The sequence below is a fragment of the Streptomyces griseofuscus genome, from assembly GCF_014673495.1.
Classification (GTDB): domain Bacteria; phylum Actinomycetota; class Actinomycetes; order Streptomycetales; family Streptomycetaceae; genus Streptomyces; species Streptomyces murinus.
Map to the genome: position 1 here is coordinate 910,895 of NZ_CP051006.1, position 20,288 is coordinate 931,182.

Consider the following 20,288-nt stretch of genomic DNA (forward strand, 5'->3'; position numbering starts at 1 on the left):
ACGCAACCCAACTCCGCGAACGGCAGCGGCGGCGACGAGGCGCGCCCCGGCGTCGAGGACGGGTATCTCGTGGTGCGCAACGACGAGGAGCAGTACTCGATCTGGCGGGCGGACCGCGAGCTGCCGGCCGGCTGGCACCGGGAGGGCCACGAGGGCAGCAGGCAGGAGTGCCTGGACCACATCGACGCCGTCTGGACGGACATGCGCCCGCTGAGCCTGCGCCGCCGGCTCGCCGGGGCCGATGTCTGAGGTCCGGCCGGCCCTGGTGCCGGCCAGGCCGGCCAACGCACCGCCGACGGACGACGGATGTGACCTATCGTCATTCTCGCTGTCTGCGGCAGGAGTTGGCCTCCTGACGACGACAGAACCGGGCGGCGTGCTCACGACCGCCCGGATGCCGGCGGACGTCAGCGACACACCCCTGCCGGACTCGCCCCCCGGCCCCCTGTGTCCCGCCCTCCTGGACCTGCCCGGTCCGCAGTACCCGCAGTACCCCGCCGGCCCCCGGCCGCTGCGTGGTCAGCTGGAGCTGTATCTGACCGAGGTCGGCAGCCAGGACGACCGATCGCTGCTGCGCGCCCAGGAGTTGCTGGACGCGCAGGAGCGGGCGCGGGCCCGTGCCTTCCGGCGGCCCCGGGACCGGGACGCGTATGTGATCGCGCATGCGACGCTGCGCGCCCTGCTCAGCCCCCTGCTGGGTGTCCCGGCGGACGAGCTGCCGCTGATGCGGGAGCCGTGCGCGGGCTGCGGGGGCCCGCACGGGCGGCCCGCGCTGCGCACCTCGGGGGTGCACTTCTCCCTGTCGCACAGCGGGGACCTGGTGCTGGTGGCGCTCGCCGGCGCACCGGTCGGCGTCGATGTGGAGGGCGTGGCCACCGTGGAGGCGGTGCGCAGCGCACAGTGCGCGCTGCACGCGGCGGAGGTGGCGGAGCTGGCCCGGCTCCCGGCACACGAGCGGCAGGCGGCCTTCACCCGGACCTGGGTGCGCAAGGAGGCGTACCTCAAGGGGCTGGGGACGGGGCTGGTGCGCGATCCGGCCCTTGACCACGTCGGCACCGGACCACGGCCGGTGTCGCCGTCGCCCGACTGGAGCCTGCGGGACGTCCTCGTCCCGGCGGGGTACGCGGCGGCCGTGGCACTGCGGCGCGAGTGAGCGCGCGGCCGAGGCGGCGCATGCGAAGACGGCGGGGACCGGTCCGACGACCGGTCCCCGCCGCGTTGTCGCCCGCCCGTCTTCGCGGGTGCGCCTTCACGACTCCCCCACGTCCGGAGCACGTATCGCGCGCTACGATCACCGCGTGACCGCCCCGGAACCCACCATCGTCGCCACCTCCGGAGGACATCGCGTCGCCGCACGCACCCGGGTGCTCTTCGACGCCCTGGTCCAGCACGCGGTCGATCTCTCCGGCGTGCACGGCAGGCGACCGCGCATCCTGTACGTCGGCACCGCGATCGGGGACGCCGAGCACGTCGCGGCGCGGATGTCGGAGGCGGCCCGGGTTGCGGGCTTCGATCTGACACCGCTGCACCTGTTCCCCATGCCGAACGTCGAGGACGTCGAGGGCACGGTCCTCGACCACGACGTGGTCTGGGTGATGGGCGGCTCGGTGGCGAACCTGCTCGCCGTCTGGCGGGTGCACGGCCTGGACGCGGTGCTGCGGCGGGCCTGGCGGTCGGGGGTGGTGCTGGCCGGGGTGAGCGCGGGTTCCATCTGCTGGTTCGAGGGCGGTGCGACGGACTCCTTCGGGCCCGAACTGCGCCCGGTGACGGACGCGTTGGGGCTGCTGCCGTACGGCAACGGGGTGCACTACGACTCCGATCCGGGCCGGCGCCCGCTGATCCACCGGCTGGTCGCCGACGGCACCCTGCCCACGGCGCACTGCACCGACGACGGGGTGGGCCTGGTCTACCGGGGCACCGAACTGGTCGAGGCCGTCGCGGAGTTGCCGGGCAAGGGCGCGTACGTGGTGCGCCGCGAGGACGGGCGGGCGGTGGAGGAGCGCATCACACCGCGGTTGCTGCCGACTCCCGGGGCGTGACCCCCGGGTCGCTGGCGATCGCATCTCAGATCAGTCCGTGGCGCACCGCGCGCGCCACCGCGTGGGCCCGGTTGCGGGCGCCGAGCCGGGCCATGACCTCGTAGACGACGTTCTTCACGGTGTGTTCGGAGCAGTCAAGCAACTGTGCGATGCCCGCGTTGCCGTGGCCCTCCGCCATGAGTCGCAGCACGGACATCTGACGTCCCGTCAAGGAGGGGGGCCGGTCCTCGTGCGCGGTGGGCGTGCCGGGTCCGGGTCCGGTGGTCAGCAGGTGGGACAGCTCCGGGTAGGGAATGCTCAGATGCGGCGCCCCGGCGCGGCGGACGGCCGCCGTGAGGCTCTCCTCGGTGAGGTCCGCCCTGCGCAGTACGACGACTCCGGCGCGCAGCGCCTCCAGGAGTCCGGCGCGGCCCACCGTGTCGCACACCAGCAGCAGCGGGCCGGGCAACCGGGTGGCGCGCAGGGCCCGTTCGGCGTCGTCGGTGACGACGACGGTGACGGTCCCGGGCTGTCCGTGGCCGATCGCGCAGTCGAGGCCGGCGCGGCGGGCGAGTTCCCGCACCCGGTCCGCGTGCCGTGCGGGCAGGACGCGCAGGGGCAGGATCGTGGTCACCGCGCCGGGTGCGGCGGTCAGGGTGGCGGTCACAGCAGGCCCGCTCTCAGTGCGTAGGCGACGGCATGGGCGCGGTTGCGCAGTCGGAACCGCTGGGTGATGTCGTGCACGACCGTGGTCACGGTGCGCGGCGAGTAGGCGAGTTGCTGGGCGATCTCCGCCGTCTCGTGCCCGTCGGCGACCATGCGCAGCACCGAGCGTTCGCGGTCGGAGAGCGATCCGCCCACCCAGCCCCGCTCGGCGCCCTCGGGCCGGTCGAGGACCTGTTCGAGCAGGTCGGTGGGGACGGTGCAGTCGTCCTGTGCGGCGGCGAGCACCGCGTGGGCCAGCCGGGACGCGTCCGCCTCGCGGCGCAGCAGCAGTCCCCGGGCGCCGGCGGCGAGGGCGTGCAGGGCGTCTCCGGAGGCCAGCGCGCCGGCCACCAGGACGACGGCGGGACGTGTCAGGTGGGCACGGGTGGTGCGCACCATGTCGAGTTCGGCCGGGCCGAGCCGGTCCACGGTGAGCACCGCGACCCGGGCGTTCCCGGGCTCGCACACGGTGAGTTCCGGGCAGGCGAGCAGGGTACTGCGGGTGCCGGCCTCCAGGACCGGGTCGAGGGCGACCACACCGACGGGTACGGGAACTCCCATCTTCTGCTCCTTGCAAGGTCGTTCGCCCGGTGGTGAGCACCGCGGGCGGCCTGTGGGGTACGACGCTCACTCTGCTGTCGTCTCCTGGGGGCGGGCATCGGTAGTCGGTCCCCACGTTTCCGCTGCGGGCCCGCCGCGGGATGGTGGGGACGGTTCCCTGAGGGCGTGCGCAGCCCCCCTAGGGGCGACGCGGGACCCCCTAGGGGGGGCCGCAGGTCCCCTTAGGGGCGCCTGCGCACGCCCCTAAGGCCTGCGCGGAACCCCCTAAGGGCGTGCGCGGAGCCCCTAAGGGCGCGCCCCGGGGGGCTCCAGAGACTCACGCGAGGCCCCTTAAGAGCTGCGCGGCCCCCGTAAGGGCATGTCCCGGCCCATGGCCGGGGGCCGTCGGCCATATGGGGGGTACCCGTGGCGACGCATGGGGGCGTCTCTGGGTAGTCGCGCGTGCGGGTGGCGGCCGTAGGGACATGGGGGGTGTTCCTGGGGGCCTATGGGGGACGGGCATGGGGGTTATGGGTAGTACGGCGCCGACCTGCGGTTTCCCCATCCTCCGGGGCGCCCGCCCCCACCCCTGGGAAGGGGCCGGGGAGAATATGGGGGTCACTTCCCCATGTGGGGGTCGGCCCCCGTCTGGGACCTTCGTTGACGTGACTGAGACCGCCAGCCTCTCGACTCCCCGGAGCGCCGGCCTGCCGCTCGCCTGGTGGGCCCCGGCGCTTTCCCTCGCGGAGCGCCTCGCCGCCCCCGGCCGACCGGCCGCGCCCGCCGACCCCGACGCCCCCGTCCGCGCCCCCTGGGCCGCCGGGGACGCGGAGGGCTTCGCGCTGCGGCTGGCGCACCTCGGAGTGGACGGCGCCACGGTGGCGGCCCTCGCGGCGGAGCCCGCCGAGCGGCTCGCCGCCCGCGCCGCCGAGCCCCGCTGGGCCCGCTATGTGGCGGCCGCGCTGGACGCCGCCCCCGAGCACCAGGAGGAGCCGGCCACGGACCGTACGGGCGCCGAGGCCTTCGCCCACGTCGTACGACCGCTCGTCGCCCCGGCCACCGAACGCCTCGCCGACCTGCTGGCGGGCGTGCCCGTCACCGAACGGAGCGTGTGGCAGGGCGAGTTCGAGACCTGGCTGACCTCGCAGCTGGTGCGGCTGGCCGCTCGTACGCTCGTACGGGAACTCGCCGGGGCCCGGCGCGCCGGACGTCTCGCGGGGGCGACCTCGCGGGAGCGGTTCGCGTCCTTCGTGGCCGGCGCGGGCACCCGGCGGGGGCTCGGTGATCTGTTCGCCGCCTATCCGGTACTGGCCCGGATGCTCGGACAGACCGCGCTGGACGCCCTGGACGCGGCGGCCGAACTGGCCGCCCGTTTCCGGGCCGACCGGGACGAGCTGGTCGCCGCTCTCCTCGACGGCCGCGACCCGGGGGCGCTGGTCCGCGTCGAACTCGGGCTCGGCGACGCCCACCAGGGCAACCGGTCGGTGGCCGTGCTGCGCTTCGCCGACGGGGCCCGCGTGGTGTACAAGCCGCGGCCGCTCGGCCAGCACGCCCTGCTGGACGAGCTGGCCGCCTGGTTGGACACCAAGGTGCCCGATCTGGCGCTGCGCACCGCGCGCACCGTGCGCCGGGAGGGCTACGGCTGGCTGGAGTTCGTCTCCCACCGCTGGTGCCGCTCGGTGACCGAGACCGACGCCTTCTACCGCCGCCAGGGCGTGCTGCTCGCGCTGCTCTACGCGGTGGACGGCGCCGACATGCACTACGAGAACGTCATCGCCTGCGGCGACCAGCCGGTCCTGGTGGACGCCGAGACGCTGCTGCACACCGGCCTCGGGCAGGCCATGACGGCCGGCGCCGACCCGGCCGCGGACGCCCTGCACACCTCCGTGCACCGCACCTGCCTGCTGCCCCATCTGCTGATCGGCGAGCACGGCGCGCTGGACATCTCCGCGCTGGGCCGCTCCACCGACGGCACCTTCCCCAGCGAGGGGCTGCACTGGGCGGACAGCGGCCGCGACACCATGCGCGCCGTACGGGGGCCGCTGCTCAGCCCGGCCGCGCAGAACCAGCCGCTGCCCGACGGCCGCCCGCTGGACGGCGCCGACCACCGGGCCGCCCTGCTCGACGGCTTCCGCACCGCGTACGCGGCCATCGCGGCGCACGGCGGTGAACTGACCGGCGAGGACGGCCCGTTGGCGGCGGCGGCGGACAGCCCGGCACGGCTGATCGCCCGTGCCACCCGGCTGTACGCGACCCTGCTGGAGGAGTCCACGCATCCGGCGCTGCTCGGTGACGCGCTCGCCCGGGACGGGGTGTTCGCCGTGCTGTGGACCGAGTCCGAGCACGACCGGGCGCGCTCGCGGCTGATCGAGCACGAGACGGCCGACCTGTGGCGCGGCGACGTCCCCCTGTTCACCCATCGGCCGTCCGGGACAGGGGTCCGGGCGGCCGACGGGACCTGGCTCGCGGACGTGCTGCCGGAGGCGAGTCTGGCCGCGGTGCGCAAGAAGATCGCACGGATGGACGAGATCGACTGCCGCGACCAGGAGTGGATCGTCTCGGCGACGCTGGCCGCCCGGGGCGCCTGCGAGCCGGCGGACCGGCCGAGGTCGGCGCTCGCCGTGGCGCCCGTGCCGGCCGTGGTGCCCGACGCCTCACGGCTGCTGGCCGCGGTGTGCGGGATCGCCGACGACATCGCCGCCCGTGCGGTACGCGACGGCGGCCGCGCCAACTGGCTCGGTCTGGAACGGGTTTCGGGTCCGCACTGGGCGGTGCTGCCGATGGGTGCCGGGCTCGCGCAGGGCTACTGCGGGGTCGCGCTCTTCCTCGCCCACACCGGCGCGCTGACCGGCGCCGACCGGTACACCGCGCTGGCCCGGGAGGCGGTACGGCCGCTGCCCGCGCTGCTGAAGGCCCTGGCCGCCGACCCCGAGCTGGGCGCGGCGGCGGGCCCGGGCGCCTACGACGGTCTCGGCGGCATCTGCTACGCCCTGGTGCGGCTGTCCGCGCTGCTGGGCGAGGAGTTGACGCAGGTCCTGCCGGACGCGCTGACCGCGCTCGGCCACGCGGCGGCCGGGTGTACGGACCCCGGGCTGTCCTGCGGTACGGCCGGGGCGCTGGCCGCCGCCGTCGCCGTGCACGAGGCGACCGGGACCCCGGGCGCGCTGGAGCTGGCGGACGCCCTGGCCGACCTGCTGTGCCAGGCGGGGCCCGTCGAGGACGCCGGTTTCGCGGACGGCGCCGCCGGGATCGGCTGGGCGCTGCTGCGGTACGCCGCCGCACGGCCGGAGCGGTCCGCGGCGCACGCGAGCGCCGGCCGGGCCCTGCTCGACGGCGCGGCCCGGCGGGCCCGGGACACCAGGACGGATCCGTCCTGGGCGCACGGGCTCGCCGGAGTGGCGGCCGCCACCTCGGCACTCACCGGACTCCCCTGCGCCGCCGACGAGTTCTCGGCCCTGCTGCGGGACGCCGAGGTCGGGCCCGATCTCAGCCTCGGCCAGGGCGCCCTCGGCGCCCTGGAAGCCCTCACGGTCCTGGCGGAGCGGGGCGACGGCCCGGCCGCCGAAGCCCTGACCCTGCGCACCGGCCAGGCGCTCGCGTTCGTCGAGGCGCAGGGCCACCGCTGCGCCACCCCCGACCACGTTCCCTCCCCCGGACTGCTGACCGGTCTCTCCGGCATCGGCTACGGACTGCTCCGCCTGGCCCATCCGGGCACCGTGCCCTCCGTCCTGCTCCTGGGACATCCCGGCCAATACGGCAACTGACCACCGCGCACCTCTCCGCCTCCGCCCCCGCGCCCACCCGCGCGGGACCATCTGAAGGGGATCACCTCATGGACAAGAACTTCGCCGCCACCGCCGCCACCGCCGACGCCACGGAGATCGCCGCCGAGATCGCCGCCGACGAGCAGGACGCGGCCGGTGGCATCACCCTCAAGGGCCGTAACCGCGCCTGCGCCCGCGCCCGGGTGCTGGCCGGAATGGTCCTCACCAGCGGCCTTGTCATCACGCTGAGCACCATCGACACGTCGGTCTCCGCCCCCCGGTAGGCGACCGCCGACTGCCACAGGCGTGATGGCGCGGACCCGTCTTGCGGGTCCGCGCCGCCGTGTGTCCAAGCGGAGCGGCACGGTCCGGACGGGGCGACCTGCCACAGGTCGCGATATTCCGATTATCATCTGCGTTCATGCGTTCCCATACGCCTTCCCTGGTCGGGCGGGGTCCCCAACTCCACCTCCTCGAACGTGCGTTGAGCGGTGCTCAACAGGGACGCGGTGGTGTGGTCTTTCTGGTCGGCGAGGCCGGCGTCGGCAAGTCGCGGCTCGCGGCCGAGGTGGTGGGCGGTGCGCTCGACTCCGGTATGCGGGTACTGCGCGGCCGCAGCAGCACCACGGGCCCGGCGGTGCCGTTCCGGCCATTGACCGAGGCGCTGATGTCGCTGTTCCGGGGCGGCGAGTCCATGGACGACCTGGCCCTTGGCCCGTACCGGCCGGTGCTCGGACGGCTGATTCCCGACTGGGACACCGGCGAGCGCGAGAGCAGTTCCATGGTCATCCTGGGCGAGGCGGTGCTGCGGCTGCTGATCGCGGCCGGGCGCGGCCAGGGCCAATTGCTGCTCCTGGAGGATCTGCACGACGCCGACCCCGAGACGCTCGGCGTCCTCGAATACCTCGTGGACAACCTGGAGTACACGCCCGTCCTGCTGCTCGCCACCGTGCGCACGGATTTCAGCGACGCGCTGGACCTGGCCCAGTCCGCGCGCCGGCGCGGTGCCGCGACCCTGCTGGAGATCCCGCCGCTGACCCGGGAGCAGGCGGACGAGATGGTCGCGGCCCAACTGGGCGCGGCGGACCCGCAGGAGGTGCCGCAGCCGGTGCTCCAGCGGCTGTGGGAGGACAGTTCCGGCAGCCCGTACCTGGTCGAGGAGCTGCTCCAGACCATGATCGGGGCGGGCACCCTGGTACAGGGCCAGGACGGCTGGCGGGCGATCGGGGATCTGCGCAGCGATGTCTCCTCCACGCTGGCGCGGGACATCCTGCGCCGCATCGACCGGCTGGGCGCGCAGGGCCTGACCCTGCTGTCGGCGGCCGCCGTGCTGGGCCGGCGCTTCCCGCTGACCGTGCTCCAGCGGATGAGCGGCGTGGACGACCGCGCGCTGCTCAGCCATCTGCACGCGGGGGTCGCGGCCCGGCTGGTGATCCCCGACGAACCCGCCCCCGACTGGTACTCCTTCCGGCACTCGCTGACCGTGGAGGCCCTGTTCACGCAGATGACGCCGGGCCAGCGGGCCGACCTCGCGCGCCGGGGCGCGGAGGCGGTCGAGGAACTGCATCCCGAACTCGGCGGCGACTGGTGCGCGTTGGCGGCGGGGCTGCGCAGCGAGGCCGGGGACCGGGGCGCGGCCGGGCTGCTGTTCGCGGACGCGGGCGGCCGGGCCCTTGCGGCCGGGGCGCTGGGCTCCGCCGTGACCCTGCTCAGCCGTGCCGAGAACCTGCTCGCCGAGGCCGGTGACGCGCAGGGGCGGGCCGCGGTCCTGGAGAACCTGCTGCCGGCGCTCGCCGAGGCCGGTGACTTCGCGCGCGCCTTCGAACTGGCCGAGGACCTGCATCTGCTGGGCGGCTCCGGGCTCAGTCCCGTCCGCCTCGCCACGCTGCACGCCCGGCTGGCCAAGGTCGCCCACACGGCGGGGCGGTGGAGCGACGGCAACCGGCAGGTGGCCCGCGCCCGTGAGGTGCTGGCGAGCGCGCCGGACGAGATGACCGCCGCCACCGTCGATGTGACGGCCGCCTATCTGGCCCTCGACACCCCGGGCCCCGACCGCACCCAGCACGCGGAGAAGCTGGCCCGCTCGGCCGCCGACACCGCCGAACGGCACGGGCTGCCCGTGGTCGCCTGCCAGGCACAGGAGTTGCTCGCCACCGTGGCCCGCGAACGCGACCCGGAGGAGTCCGAGGCGATGCTCGGGCAGGCCCTCGCCACGGCCGAACGCCACCGGCTCCCCTTGCAGCGGATGTACGCGGCCACCCGGCTCGGCGGCAACGCCTGGCTCGCCGAGGGCGACGCCACGGGCCTGCTGGCGGCACGCGAGGAGGCCCTGCGGCTCGGCTCGGTCAACATCGTGCACACCGTCGACGGCATCCTCGTACTCGACGCCGTACTGCGCGGTGACCACGACACGGCGCGCGCGACCGCCGCCGAGTGCCTGCCCGTCGTACGACGGCTGCGGCTCGCGCCCGCCGTGCGGTACGTCCTGATGGCACAGGCCGTCCTCGCGGCGCACCATGCCGACCGGGCCGGGATGGAGGCGGCGCTGGCCGCGTTCGCGCAGTGGGACGGGGCCGGTTCGCAGGAGGAGCCGCTGAGCCACGGTCTGGCCCGGGCGTTCTGCGCGCTCCTCGAGGAGGACCGGGAGCAGGCCCGGGAGGATCTGGGCACGGTGCTGGCGCTGGAGGCGGACAACCCCTCGACGTACCATCTCAGCGGCACCCACGGCATGGTGCTGCTGCTGGACGTACTGGCCGGGCGCGCGGACCGCACCCGGCACGCGGAGATCACCGCCACCGCGATGGCCCGGATGCGCTGGAACCGGCACTTCGTGCTGCTCACGGAGGCCGTGCTGCTGGGCCGGGAGGGCGCGGGGGCCGGGGCGGCGCGTGCGGTCGAGGCGGCGCAGGCGGTGGCGGAGCCGTATCCGCTGGCCCGGCATCTCGGGCTGCGGCTGATCGCGGACGCGGCGCACCAGGACGGCTGGGGCGATCCGGTCAGCTGGCTGCGGCAGGCGGAGCACTACTTCCACGAGCGGGACATCCCGGCCGTGGCGGGCGCCTGCCGGGCGGGGCTGCGCCGGCTCGGTGCCCCCGTGCGCCAGCACCGCACCGGGAGCAGCGGCATCCCGGACCCGTTGCGCGCCCAGGGCATAACGGTCCGGGAGTTCGAGGTGTTCCGGCTGCTCGCGGAGCGGCTGTCCAACAAGGACATCGCCGACCGGCTGTTCATCTCCCCGCGTACGGCGGAGAAGCACATCGCCAGCCTGATCACGAAGACGGGGGCGGCCAACCGCGCGGATCTGTGCGCGCGTTCGGCCGCCCTGCGCGATTCCTAGGGCCTTCTTCGAAGGGGCCCTAACGCATCTCGCGCACCGCCCGGGAGCCGAGCACCGCGAGCCCTGTGAGGGCGAGCACCGCGGCGACCACTCCGAACAGGGCGAGCGTGCCGGTCCTGGCCAGCGCGCCGCACACGATGAGGGACAGCGGGGCGGCGGCGTAGCCGAGGACCATGTCGACGGAGATGACCCGGCTGAGCACCTCCTGGGGGATGTTGCGCTGGATCCAGCTCAGTCCGAACACCCCCTGGAAGCCGATGGCGAAGCCCATGGCCAGCACGGTCGCGACGACCGCCGGGGTGCTGTGCACCAGGCCGAGGACCGCCATCCCGGCGCCCAGCCAGCCGGCCAGTGCGGCCACCAGCAGACCGACCCGGGGCCGGCCGCCCATGGCGCCGCCCGCCAGCGTGCCGAGCATCGCGCCGCCGGCGAGGGACCCGTTGAGCACGCCCAGGGTGGCCGAGCCGCCGCGCAGCACCTGTTCGGCGAGGGTGGCGAAACCGACCGTGAAAGGGCCCGCGTAACAGAAGTTGACGGCGGTGTCGAGGACGACGACCGTGCGCAGCCGCGGGTCGCGGAGGGTGAAGGCGATGCCCTCGCGGATGCGGGCACCGAGGGACGGGGGGCGTTCCGTCTCCTCGCCGTCCCGGGGGTCCGCCGGCTGCTGCGGCGCGGCGGTGCGGGGCCGGGTGGCGATCAGGGACACGCACCAGCCGCACAGCGCGAAGCAGACGGCGTCGACCACGAAGGCGACCGGCGCCCGGGTCAGCGCGATGACCACACCGCCGACCGCGGGCCCGACGACGGCCGCGGTGCGCGAACCGGCGCCGAGCAGCGCGTTGGCCGGGGTGAGCAGGTCCTTGTCCACCACCGAGGGCAGGATCGAGACCCGGGCCGGCTGGAAGAAGGCGTCCACCGTGCCGAACGCGGCGGCCGCCGCGCACAGCATCCAGACCGTCAGATGCCCGGTGAGCCCGGCCAGTCCGACCCCGGCCATCAGGGCGGCGCGGGTCCAGCTGGAGGCGATCATCAGGGTGCGGGTGGACCAGGAGTCGCTGAGGGTGCCGCCGACCAGGGTGAGCAGGGCGCGGGGCACGGCCTGGAAGGCGAGGACGTAGCCGAGGGTGAGGGTGGAGCCGGTCAGGCCGAGGGTGATCCAGGAGAACGCGACGACGCTGAAGCCGTCCCCGAGCAGGGACAACGACTGTCCCAGCCACAGGAGTCGGAAGGGCCGCTGGCGGGCGGGTGCCCACAGCCGGGGACCGGCGCCGGCGAGGGTGGTGGCCATGGTGTGCCTTTCGGGGGTGCGGACGCTCACGGCGGTCCGGTCAGTAGCGGACGGGCAGCGCGGTGAGGCTGCGGTTGAGGAGGGACGGCTGCCAGGTGAGCCCGCCCGGGTCGGTCAGGGTCAGGCCGGGGTGGTCACTGACGAGCGTCCGCACGGCGGCGACGGCGACCAGCCGGGCCAGCGCGGCGCCGATGCAGAAGTGGGCGCCGAAGCCGAAGCCGAGGTGGGTGGCGCCGGTGCGCCGGACGTCGAACCGGCCGGGGTCGGGGAAGCGGGCCGGGTCCCGGTTCGCGGCGGCGGTGACCAGGAAGATCCGGTCGCCCGCCCGCAGGGTGTGGCCGTCCAGCTCCAGATCGGAGACGGCGGCGCGGATCGACATCTTGGACGGGCCGTCCAGGCGCAGCGCCTCCTCCACGGCGCCCTGCGCCAGCTCGGGATCCTCGCGTACGGCGGCGAGTTGGCCGGGGCGGGTGTGCAGGGCGAGGACCGTGTTCGCGATGAGGTTGCTGGTGGTCTCCCCGCCGGCGAACGCCATCTGGGTGAGCATCCCGACGAACTCCTCCTCGGTGACCGACTCCCCCACCCGGCCCTCCTTCAGGACCTGGCTGATCAGGTCGTCGGCGGGTTCGGCGCGGCGCCGGGCGACCAGCCCGGCGAGGTAGTCCTCCAGGCTCACCAGCGCCTGGAGGGAGGCCCGGTACTCGCTCTCCTCCTGGGCGGTGCCGAGCACGAGGTCGGCCACGCGGGCGTTCCAGTACCAGAAGGCGGCGGCGTCGGTGCGGGGGATACCGAGCCAGCGGGCGAACACCAGCGCGGGCAGCGGCTTGGCCACGTCGGCCATCAGGTCGCCGGTGCGGCCCGGAACGGCCTTGCGGGCGAGGACGGCCCGGGTCGCCTTCTCGGTGAAAGTCCGGTAGCGGGCCACCGCCCGGGCGGCGAACGCCTCCTGGAAGACCTGGCGCAGCCTGCGGTGCTGCGGCGGGTCGTTGAACACCATCCAGCGGGACAGGATCCCGAACGCCCGCTCCGCGTCCTCGCGGGCGCCCTGCGGCACGGCGTCCATCAGGGGCCGTACCCGGTCGGCCGTGACGCCCGGGTCGCGCAGGCAGCGCATCACCTGGTCGTAGCCGGTGACCAGCCAGGCGTGGTGCATCGGGCTCCAGTGCACGGGGGCGTACGCGCGCAGGGCGTCGAGGTGACCGTAGGGGTCGGCGATCATGTCGGGGGACAGCAGGTAGCGCTCGGTGAACGTGGTCGCGGGGACGGTCGCCGTACTCGTCGGGGTCGCCGTCGTCATCGGTTCTCCCCCTCCTTGATCGCGACGAGGATCTCGGCGATGCCGGACACCCTCGGCTCGGCCATCATCGACATGTGGTCGCCCTCGCTGATGTGGACGGTGAGCCCGCCGCCGGCCAGGTCGCGCCAGCGGGCGAGATAGGTGTCGTAGTCGACGTCCAGGCCGGGCATGGTGCGGCCGCGCGGCAGTCCCGCGGCCTCGCTGCCGACCACCAGGTGGATATGGCCGGGGTAGGGGCGGACCTCGTAGCCGGCGAGGGCGGCGAGCAGGGAGTGCCACACCTCGATGGGCGCGTTCTCGACCAGGGCCGCCTCGGCGGGGCTCATGCCGGCGCCCAGCAGGGTGGCGGTGAGTTCGGCGGTGGCCCGGTCGCGCTCCGGGGACGGCGGCAGTTGCCGGATCAGGTCGCGCTGGCGCCAGGCGGTGCGCAGGTCGTCGGTGACGCCGTTCAGCCGGGCGCGGGCTGCGGGGTTGGGCAGGTACGGCTCGATCAGGACGAGCGGGGCCACCGGGTGCCCGGCGCGGTCGAGCTGGGTGGCCATCTCCAGGGCGATGTTGGCACCCATGGACCAGCCGAGGAGGGCGTGCGGGGCCCGCTCGCCGGTGGTGACCGTGGTGACGTCCGCGGTGCGGTCGGTGATCTCGGCGACGTAGTTGGCGGCGATCCCGGTGACGGTGCTCGGGTCCACCCCGCCGAGCAGTCCGCGCGCCTGGAAGGCGTGCACGGGCCGGCCGGGCGGCAGGGCGCGGGCGAGCGGTACGAACCAGGCGGCGCTGCCGCCGGTGGGGTGCACGCACCACAGCGGCTCGCCGGTGCCCTCGCGCAGCCGTACCTCGGAGGTGACGGCGGCGGGCAGGCCCGCTCCGGCCGCGCGGGTGGCGTGCTCGGCGAGCTGGGCGATGGTGGGGTGCTCGATCAGATCGCCGACGGAGACGGTCAGGCCGCGTCCGGCGGACATCAGGGAGACCCGGACGGTGGACAGGGAGCTGCCGCCGATGCGGAAGAAGTCGTCGTGGACGCCGATCCGGGCGAGGCCGAGGACTTCGCGCCAGATCTCGGCGAGCACCTTCTCGGCCGGGGTGGCCGGGGCGACGAACTCGGTGTCTTCCCGGTCGAGTTCTGCGGGCGGCAGCGGCAGCGCCCGCTTGTCGATCTTGCCGCTGCGGTTGACGGGCAGTTCGTCGAGGAGCACGAACCGGGCGGGGATCATGTACGCGGACAGCGAGGCGCGCAGGGCGCGGCGCAGTTCCTCGGGCGTGGGCGCGGCGGGGCCCTGCGGGACGAGGTAGGCGACGAGGGCCGGTTCGCCGCCGGGCAGGTCGGTGCGGTGCAGTACGACGGCCTGGCGGACCTCGGGCAGGGCCCGCAGCGCGTGCTCGATCTCGCCGAGTTCGATGCGGAAGCCGCGCAGCTTGACCTGGGAGTCGCGGCGGCCGAGCCATTCCACGGAGCCGTCGGGCCGGTGGGTGCCGAGGTCGCCGGTCCGGCACAGCCGGTCACCGGGGAGCCCGTAGGGGTCGGGTACGTAGGTGGCGGCGGTGAGTCCGGGGCGGCCGAGGTAGCCGCGGCCAACGGCCTGTCCGCCGAGGTAGATCTCGCCGGGGACGCCGGCCGGGACGGGCTGGAGGTCGTCGTCCAGGACATGGACGCGGGTGTTGCGGATCGGGGTGCCGATGGGCGGCTGTCCCTGGCCGGGGCTCAGTTCGGCGGCGACGGACCATACGGAGGTCTCGGTGAGGCCGTAGACGTTGTGGAAACGGCGGCCGCGCGACCAGGCGTCGGCGAGTTCGGCCGGGCAGGACTCGCCGGCGACCTGGAGGACCCGCAGTTCGGGGAAGTCGTCCTCGCCGAGCACCGCGAGGGCGCTGGGCGGCAGCATGGCGCAGGTGACGCGGGCCGTGCGCAGGGTGCGGGCGAGGTCGGGACCGGGGCGCAGGTCCTCCTTGGGCGCGGTGACCAGGCGGCCGCCGTTGGCGAGGGACCAGGTGAGTTCGAGGATCGAGGCGTCGAACCCGAACGACGCGAACTGGAGCACCCGGTCCCCGGGGGTGGGGCGTACCAGGTCGCGCTGGCCTTCGAGCATGTTGGACAGTCCGCGGTGCGGCAGGGCGACGCCCTTGGGGGTGCCGGTGGAGCCCGAGGTGTAGATGATGTAGGCGAGGGTGTCGGCGTCGGGCTCCCGGCCGGGGACGGGCTCGACGTGCGCGGCGGGGGCGTCCAGATGGAGGACGGGGCCGTCGAAGGGGACCGTGCCGTCGAGGGCGCGCTGGGTCAGCAGGACCCGCATGCCGCTGTCGTCGGCCATGAACTTCAGTCGCTCGGTGGGGTGCTGGGGGTCGAGCGGCAGGAAGGCACCGCCGGAGCGCAGCACCCCGACGGCGGCGCGCACCAGGTCGGGGCCGCGTTCGACGCAGATGCCCACGACCGTCTCCGGGCCGACGCCGAGGTTCCGCAGCCTCCTGGCCAACTGCTCAGCCTGCTCCTGGAGTTCACCGTACGACAGCTTGTGTCCGCGGTGCTCGACGGCGATCGCGTCCGGGGTGCGGGCGGCGTGCCCGGCGATGTGCTCGTGGAGCATCAGCGGCGAGGACGGGATCTCGGGTCCGCGTGCCCAGACGTCGAGGGCGGTGGCGCGGGCCGTGCCGGTGAGCGCGGGCCGGGTGACCCGGGCGTCGGGCCCGGCGACCATGGCCTCCAGCTGGGCGCAGTACACGTCGGCCAGTTGCTCGGCCGTGGCGGGGGCGACGAACTCGGGGTCCACATCGAGGGTGAAGGCGTTGACGCTGGCGTTGACCAGCAGCGGGAACATGGTCCGGGCGATCTCCAGGGAGTCGTCCCAGGAGTAGTGCGAGAGCCGGTGGAAGTTGACGTAGTTGAAGACGGTGTCCGTCAGGCTGGGCTCGGTGGGCCGCAGTTGGGCGATGCGGACCAGCGGCACCCTGCGGTGCGGCAGCATCTCCTGCTCGGCCTCGAACACGTCCCGCAGATAGGCGCGCCAGCTGCCGCGCGGGCGGGCGACACCGAACGGCACGGTGTTCAGGAACAGTCCGCGCATCCGGTCGGCGCCGGGCACCTCGGGCCGTCCGTTGGTGACCAGGCCGATGCTGTGTCCGAGGGCGCTCTCGTCGCGGTCGGCGAACAGGCTCATGGTGTGGTGGAAGGCGGTGAGCAGCACGGTACGCCGCGGCACCCCGGCCTCCTTCGCCAACTTCCCGATGCGCTCGGCGAGATGGGCGTAGGAGCGCCGGACCTCGTGCACCGGCGGCCGGTCGGCGCCCGCGTCGCCCTGCACCCGGCGGCGGAAGGTCACCGGGCGCAGGTCGGCGAGGCTGTCGCGCCAGTACGTCAGCGACTCCTCGCTGTCGAGGGCGGCCCGCTCCAGGGCCACGTACTCGGCGAACGCGGGGGCCTGTGGCGGCCGGGGCGTGGTGCCGTGGGCGACGGCCTCGCGGTGCAGGGCGAGCAGGTCGGCGACGAGCGAGGTGAGGCTCCAGCCGTCCAGCACCACATGGCAGTCGGTGAGCACCAGCCGCAGATCGTGGTCGGTGATGTGGTGCAGATGGATGCGGACCAGGGGCGCGGCGGCCAGGTCGAAGCGCTTCTCGAACTCCTCGTCCACGAACTCCCGCAGCCGGGCGCGCTGTTCGTCGCGGGGCAGCCCGCGCAGATCGGTGTAGCCGACCCGCAGACGGGCGGCGCGGTGCACGAGCTGGAGGGGTTCGCGGTAGGTGACGAGGTCGACGGAGCTGCGCAGGATGGGGTGTCCGGCGACCACCGCGTCCACGGCCGCCTGGAAGGCATGCCGGTCGAAGCCCTCAGGCGTGCTGATCTTCAGGTCGGTGACGTTGTGGTAGGCGCCGCGCCGGGGGTCGGCGAGCATCTCGTGCAGCATGCCGGCCTGGAGCATGGTCAGCGGATAGGCGTCTTCCAGCCCGTCGGGCAGCCGGCCCGCGTCGGCGGGGTCGAGCTGGGAGAACGGGGCGACGGGGGCGGGCTCGTCGACGGCTTCGGTGACGAGGCCGGCGAGGTCGGCGAGGGTGCGGGTGCGGAAGACGTCGGCGACGGAGAAGCCGAGTCCGGCGAGCCTGGCGAGACCGACCAGGCGCAGCGCGAGGATCGAGTCGCCGCCCAGGTCGAAGAAGTTGTCGCCGCGGCCGACGTGTTCGGCGCCGAGCACCTGGCTCCACACCCCGGCCAGGGCCTGCTCCAGCGGGCCCTCGGGCGGTACATGGGTGCCGGGTCCTGCGGCGGCGGGGGCGACGGCGGTGAGCGCGGCGCGGTCCACCTTGCCGTTGGCGGTCAGCGGCAGCCGCTCGTGCCGGACGAACAGCGCGGGCACCATGTAGTCGGGCAGGGTCAGCCGCAGCCCCTCGCGCAGCGCGGGCGCGTCGAGCGGGCGGGCCTCCGGGGTGACGATATGGGCGACCAGGCGGGCCGTTTCGCCGTCCCGGCGGGCGACCACCGCGACATCGGCGACGCCGGGCAGGGCGCGCAGCGCGGTCTCGATCTCGCCGGGTTCGATGCGGTAGCCGCGGATCTTCACCTGGTGGTCGGCGCGGCCGAGATACGCCAACTCACCGTCGGGCAGCACCCGTACGAGGTCGCCGGTGCGGTACATCCGGGCGCCGGGCGCGCCGAAGGGATCGTCCAGGAAGCGTTCGGCGGTCAGTTCGGGCCGGTTGCGGTAGCCGCGGGCCACGCCGCCGCCGGAGACGTACAGTTCGCCGACGCTGCCGGGCGGCACGAGCCGGCCTCCGGGGTCGAGGACGTACCCGTGCTGTCCGGTGAGCGGACGGCCGATGGGGGAACGGACGGTGCCGTGCACATCGTTCTCGGTGATGGTGCGGAAGGTGACGTGCACCGTGGTCTCGGTGATGCCGTACATGTTCACCAGGGCGGGCTTCCCGCCCGGGGCGGTGAACCAGTCGCCGTAGTCGCGGACGTCGAAGGCGTCGCCGCCGAACACCACGGTGCCCAGCGCGAGTTCGGCGAAGTCGCTCCCGGTGCTCTTGAGGTGGGCGCGCAGACCCTTGAAGGCGGCCGGGGTCTGGTTGAGGACGGTGACGCCCTGCTCGCGCAGCACCCGGTGCACGGCGGCCGGATCGCGGACCTCGTCGGCGCCGAGCACGACCACGCGTCCGCCGCTGGTCAGCGGCGCCCACAGCTCCCAGACCGAGAAGTCGAAGGCGGGCGAGTGCATCAGCGTCCACACGTCGTCCGGGCCGAAGTCGAAGTGCCGGTCGGCGGCGGCCAGCAGCCAGGCCAGATTGCCGTGGGTGACCTCGACGCCCTTGGGGCGGCCGGTGGAGCCGGAGGTGTAGATGACGTACGCGAGGTCGCCGGGCGCGGGGCGGATGTCGGGGGTCTGGGCCTCGGCGCCGCCTTCCTCGTCCAACGCCATGAGGCGGACCGGCAGTTGCTCCACGGCGCCGCGGGTCGCGCTGTCGGTGACGATCCACTCGATGCCGGAGTCGGCGACGGTGAACTCGCGGCGGGCCTTCGGGTGGGAGGGGTCGAGCGGGAGGTAGGCGGCTCCGGCGCGCCAGACGGCGAGCAGGGCGACGGCCAGGTCGGGGGTGCGGTCGAGGCAGACGCCGACCAGGGAGCCCGGGGTGACCCCGGCCGCGCGCAGCCGTCGGGCCAGGTGCGAGGCCCGGGCGTCGAGTTGGGCGTAGGTCAGGGAGCGGCCGGCCGTCCTGTGGGTGCCGCGTACCGCGATCGCCTCCGGCGCCCGGGCAATGTGCTCGGCGAGCCGGTCGGGGGCGGTGCGCGGGGCGGTCCGGGGCTCGTTGCCGGCGTTCGCGGGGCCGTTCGGGCCGAGCAGGTGGGCGCGTTCGGCGGGGGTCAGCGGGTCGATGCCGCTGAGCGGGGTGTCGGGGGTGGCGCAGAACGCCTCCAGCAGGTTCACGGTGTGCCGGGCGAGGGCCGCCACGGTCCCGGCGTCGTACAGGTCGGGCCGGTAGACGAACGCCAGCTCGGTGCGGCCGTCGCCGTCGCGCAGATCGAGGGTGAGGTCGAACTTGGCGGTGGTGAGGTCGATCCGGAACGGCGTCCCGGTCGCCCGGCCGAGGTCGAACGCGGAGCCGCTGATGTCGGTGTGCGTGTACAGGACCTGCACCAGCGGGTTGCGGGCGAGATCGCGCTCGGGGCTCAGCGCCTCCACGACCCGCTCGAAGGGCAGCGACTGGTGCGAGAACGCCTCCAGGACCCGCTCCCGGGTACGGGCGAGCAGCACGGCCGGCGTCGGGTCGTCGCTGAAGTCACCGCGCATGACCAGGGTGTTGACGAAGAACCCGACGAGCTGCTCGGTCTCGGCCCGCTCCCGGTTGGCCACCACGGTGCCGACCGCGATGTCCTGCTGCCCGCTGTGGAAGGCCAGCGCGGCCTGGAAGGCGGCGAGCACCGTCATGTACGACGTCGTGCCCGCGCGTCGGCCGAGTTCGCCGAGCGCACCGGTCAGCGCGGGCGACAGGGTGAGGACATGGGCGTCGCCGCGGCCGCCCGGGGTGTCGGGGCGGGGGTGGTCGGTGGGCAGCTCCAGCGGGGTGAGGCCGGCCAGCCTGGTGCGCCAGTGGTCGAGCGCCGCGGACTGGTCGCCGCCGCGCTGCCAGATCGCGTAGTCCGTGTAGTCCAGGGGCAGTTCGGGCAGCTCGGCGCGACGATTCCCGGTCCTGGCCCGGTACAGCTCGGTCAGGTCGCGGACGATCAGACCGAGGGACCAGCCGTCGGAGACGATGTGGTGCATGCCGAGGACCAGGACATGGTCGTCGTCGGCGGCGCGGACCAGGGTGGCGCGGAAGGCGGGCTCCCGGCCGAGGTCGAAGGGGCGCAGCGCGGCGGCGTGCACGGTGGCGGCCAGCCGTCCCTCCTGGTCCGCGCCGGCCGGTCCGGTGGCGTCCACCAGGTCGAGGCAGGCGGGGTCGGGCGGCAGGATCCGCTGGTAGGGCAGGCCCTCGTGCTCGGGGAAGACCGCCCGCAGCTGCTCGTGCCGGGCCGTGAGGTCGGTGACGGCGGCGCGCAGCGCGGGCAGGTCCAGGGGGCCGGTGAACCGCCAGGCGGCGGGCAGCAGATAGGTGGCGGCCCCGGGGTCGAGGCGGTCCAGGAAGTACAGGCGCTGCTGGGCGGGCGACAGCGGGATGCGCTCGGGGCGCGGGCTGATGCGGACCGGGCCGTCGTCGCGGGCGCCGGTCAGTCCGCGCAGCCGCTGCTCCAGCAGGCGCCGGGCGGCCGGGGACAGCGTGGCGGACGGGGCGGCGGGTCCTGGGCGCACGTCGGATGTGGTCATGAGGGCACTCCGATCTGAACTCATGGGAAGGAAGCGGGTGTCGGGGCGAAAGG

At 74.6% G+C, this 20,288-nt stretch carries 10 protein-coding genes and 1 pseudogene; 6 read left to right on the top strand and 5 right to left on the bottom strand.

Features of this window, described 5'->3' with window-relative positions:
• Positions 1-69: 69 nt before the first annotated feature.
• From HEP81_RS41220 to HEP81_RS04075, 3 genes are all read left to right on the top strand, one after another.
• On the top strand, positions 70-249 hold the full coding sequence (locus HEP81_RS41220) for an MbtH family protein (protein ID WP_037657109.1): 180 nt from the start codon (positions 70-72) through the stop codon (positions 247-249).
• Between the two features lie 127 nt (positions 250-376).
• Positions 377-1,153 carry a 4'-phosphopantetheinyl transferase family protein gene (locus HEP81_RS04070; protein WP_243279282.1) on the top strand — a complete coding sequence of 259 codons (777 nt, stop codon included), beginning with the start codon at positions 377-379 and terminating at the stop codon, positions 1,151-1,153.
• Positions 1,154-1,298: 145 nt separating this feature from the next.
• Positions 1,299-2,039, top strand: coding sequence for a Type 1 glutamine amidotransferase-like domain-containing protein (locus HEP81_RS04075; protein WP_037657036.1), 741 nt, complete (start codon positions 1,299-1,301; stop codon positions 2,037-2,039).
• A 25-nt stretch (positions 2,040-2,064) separates the two neighbouring features.
• Here the strand turns inward: HEP81_RS04075 and HEP81_RS40915 are convergent, their stop codons facing one another.
• Positions 2,065-2,685 (bottom strand): helix-turn-helix transcriptional regulator, encoded by a 621-nt coding sequence (locus HEP81_RS40915; protein WP_051850242.1) that lies wholly within the window; start codon positions 2,683-2,685, stop codon positions 2,065-2,067.
• Positions 2,682-3,284 (bottom strand): helix-turn-helix transcriptional regulator, encoded by a 603-nt coding sequence (locus tag HEP81_RS04085; protein ID WP_037657034.1) that lies wholly within the window; start codon positions 3,282-3,284, stop codon positions 2,682-2,684. Before HEP81_RS04085 ends, HEP81_RS40915 begins: the two co-directional genes overlap by 4 nt.
• Before the next feature lie 644 nt (positions 3,285-3,928).
• Between HEP81_RS04085 and HEP81_RS04090 the strand changes: the two genes are divergently transcribed.
• From HEP81_RS04090 to HEP81_RS04100, 3 genes are all read left to right on the top strand, one after another.
• Positions 3,929-7,027 (top strand): type 2 lanthipeptide synthetase LanM family protein, encoded by a 3,099-nt coding sequence (locus HEP81_RS04090; protein ID WP_037657031.1) that lies wholly within the window; start codon positions 3,929-3,931, stop codon positions 7,025-7,027.
• 68 nt (positions 7,028-7,095) lie between these two features.
• The gene (locus HEP81_RS04095) at positions 7,096-7,311 is read left to right on the top strand and encodes a hypothetical protein (RefSeq protein ID WP_037657029.1); all 216 of its coding nucleotides are present in this window, start codon (positions 7,096-7,098) and stop codon (positions 7,309-7,311) included.
• 137 nt (positions 7,312-7,448) lie between these two features.
• On the top strand, positions 7,449-10,364 hold the full coding sequence (locus tag HEP81_RS04100) for a helix-turn-helix transcriptional regulator (RefSeq protein ID WP_037657027.1): 2,916 nt from the start codon (positions 7,449-7,451) through the stop codon (positions 10,362-10,364).
• A 19-nt stretch (positions 10,365-10,383) separates the two neighbouring features.
• Here HEP81_RS04100 and HEP81_RS04105 read toward each other — a convergent pair whose 3' ends face one another.
• The 3 genes and pseudogenes from HEP81_RS04105 to HEP81_RS04115 all read right to left on the bottom strand — a co-directional run.
• On the bottom strand, positions 10,384-11,682 hold the full coding sequence (locus tag HEP81_RS04105; RefSeq protein ID WP_243279283.1) for an MFS transporter: 1,299 nt from the start codon (positions 11,680-11,682) through the stop codon (positions 10,384-10,386).
• Positions 11,683-11,692: 10 nt separating this feature from the next.
• Positions 11,693-12,949 (bottom strand): cytochrome P450, encoded by a 1,257-nt coding sequence (locus HEP81_RS04110; RefSeq protein ID WP_037657024.1) that lies wholly within the window; start codon positions 12,947-12,949, stop codon positions 11,693-11,695.
• Positions 12,946-20,235: pseudogene (locus HEP81_RS04115) on the bottom strand (non-ribosomal peptide synthetase); the annotation flags it as partial. The gene HEP81_RS04110 and the pseudogene HEP81_RS04115, both read right to left, overlap by 4 nt.
• Positions 20,236-20,288: the final 53 nt, after the last annotated feature.

Bases quoted from the DNA above. Each gene is read 5' to 3' on its own strand.
- HEP81_RS04100 (WP_037657027.1), top strand. From the start codon at position 7,449: ATGCGTTCCCATACGCCTTCCCTGGTCGGGCGGGGTCCCCAACTCCAC.
- HEP81_RS04110 (WP_037657024.1), bottom strand. From the start codon at position 12,949: ATGACGACGGCGACCCCGACGAGTACGGCGACCGTCCCCGCGACCACG.
- HEP81_RS04085 (WP_037657034.1), bottom strand. From the start codon at position 3,284: ATGGGAGTTCCCGTACCCGTCGGTGTGGTCGCCCTCGACCCGGTCCTG.
- HEP81_RS04095 (WP_037657029.1), top strand. From the start codon at position 7,096: ATGGACAAGAACTTCGCCGCCACCGCCGCCACCGCCGACGCCACGGAG.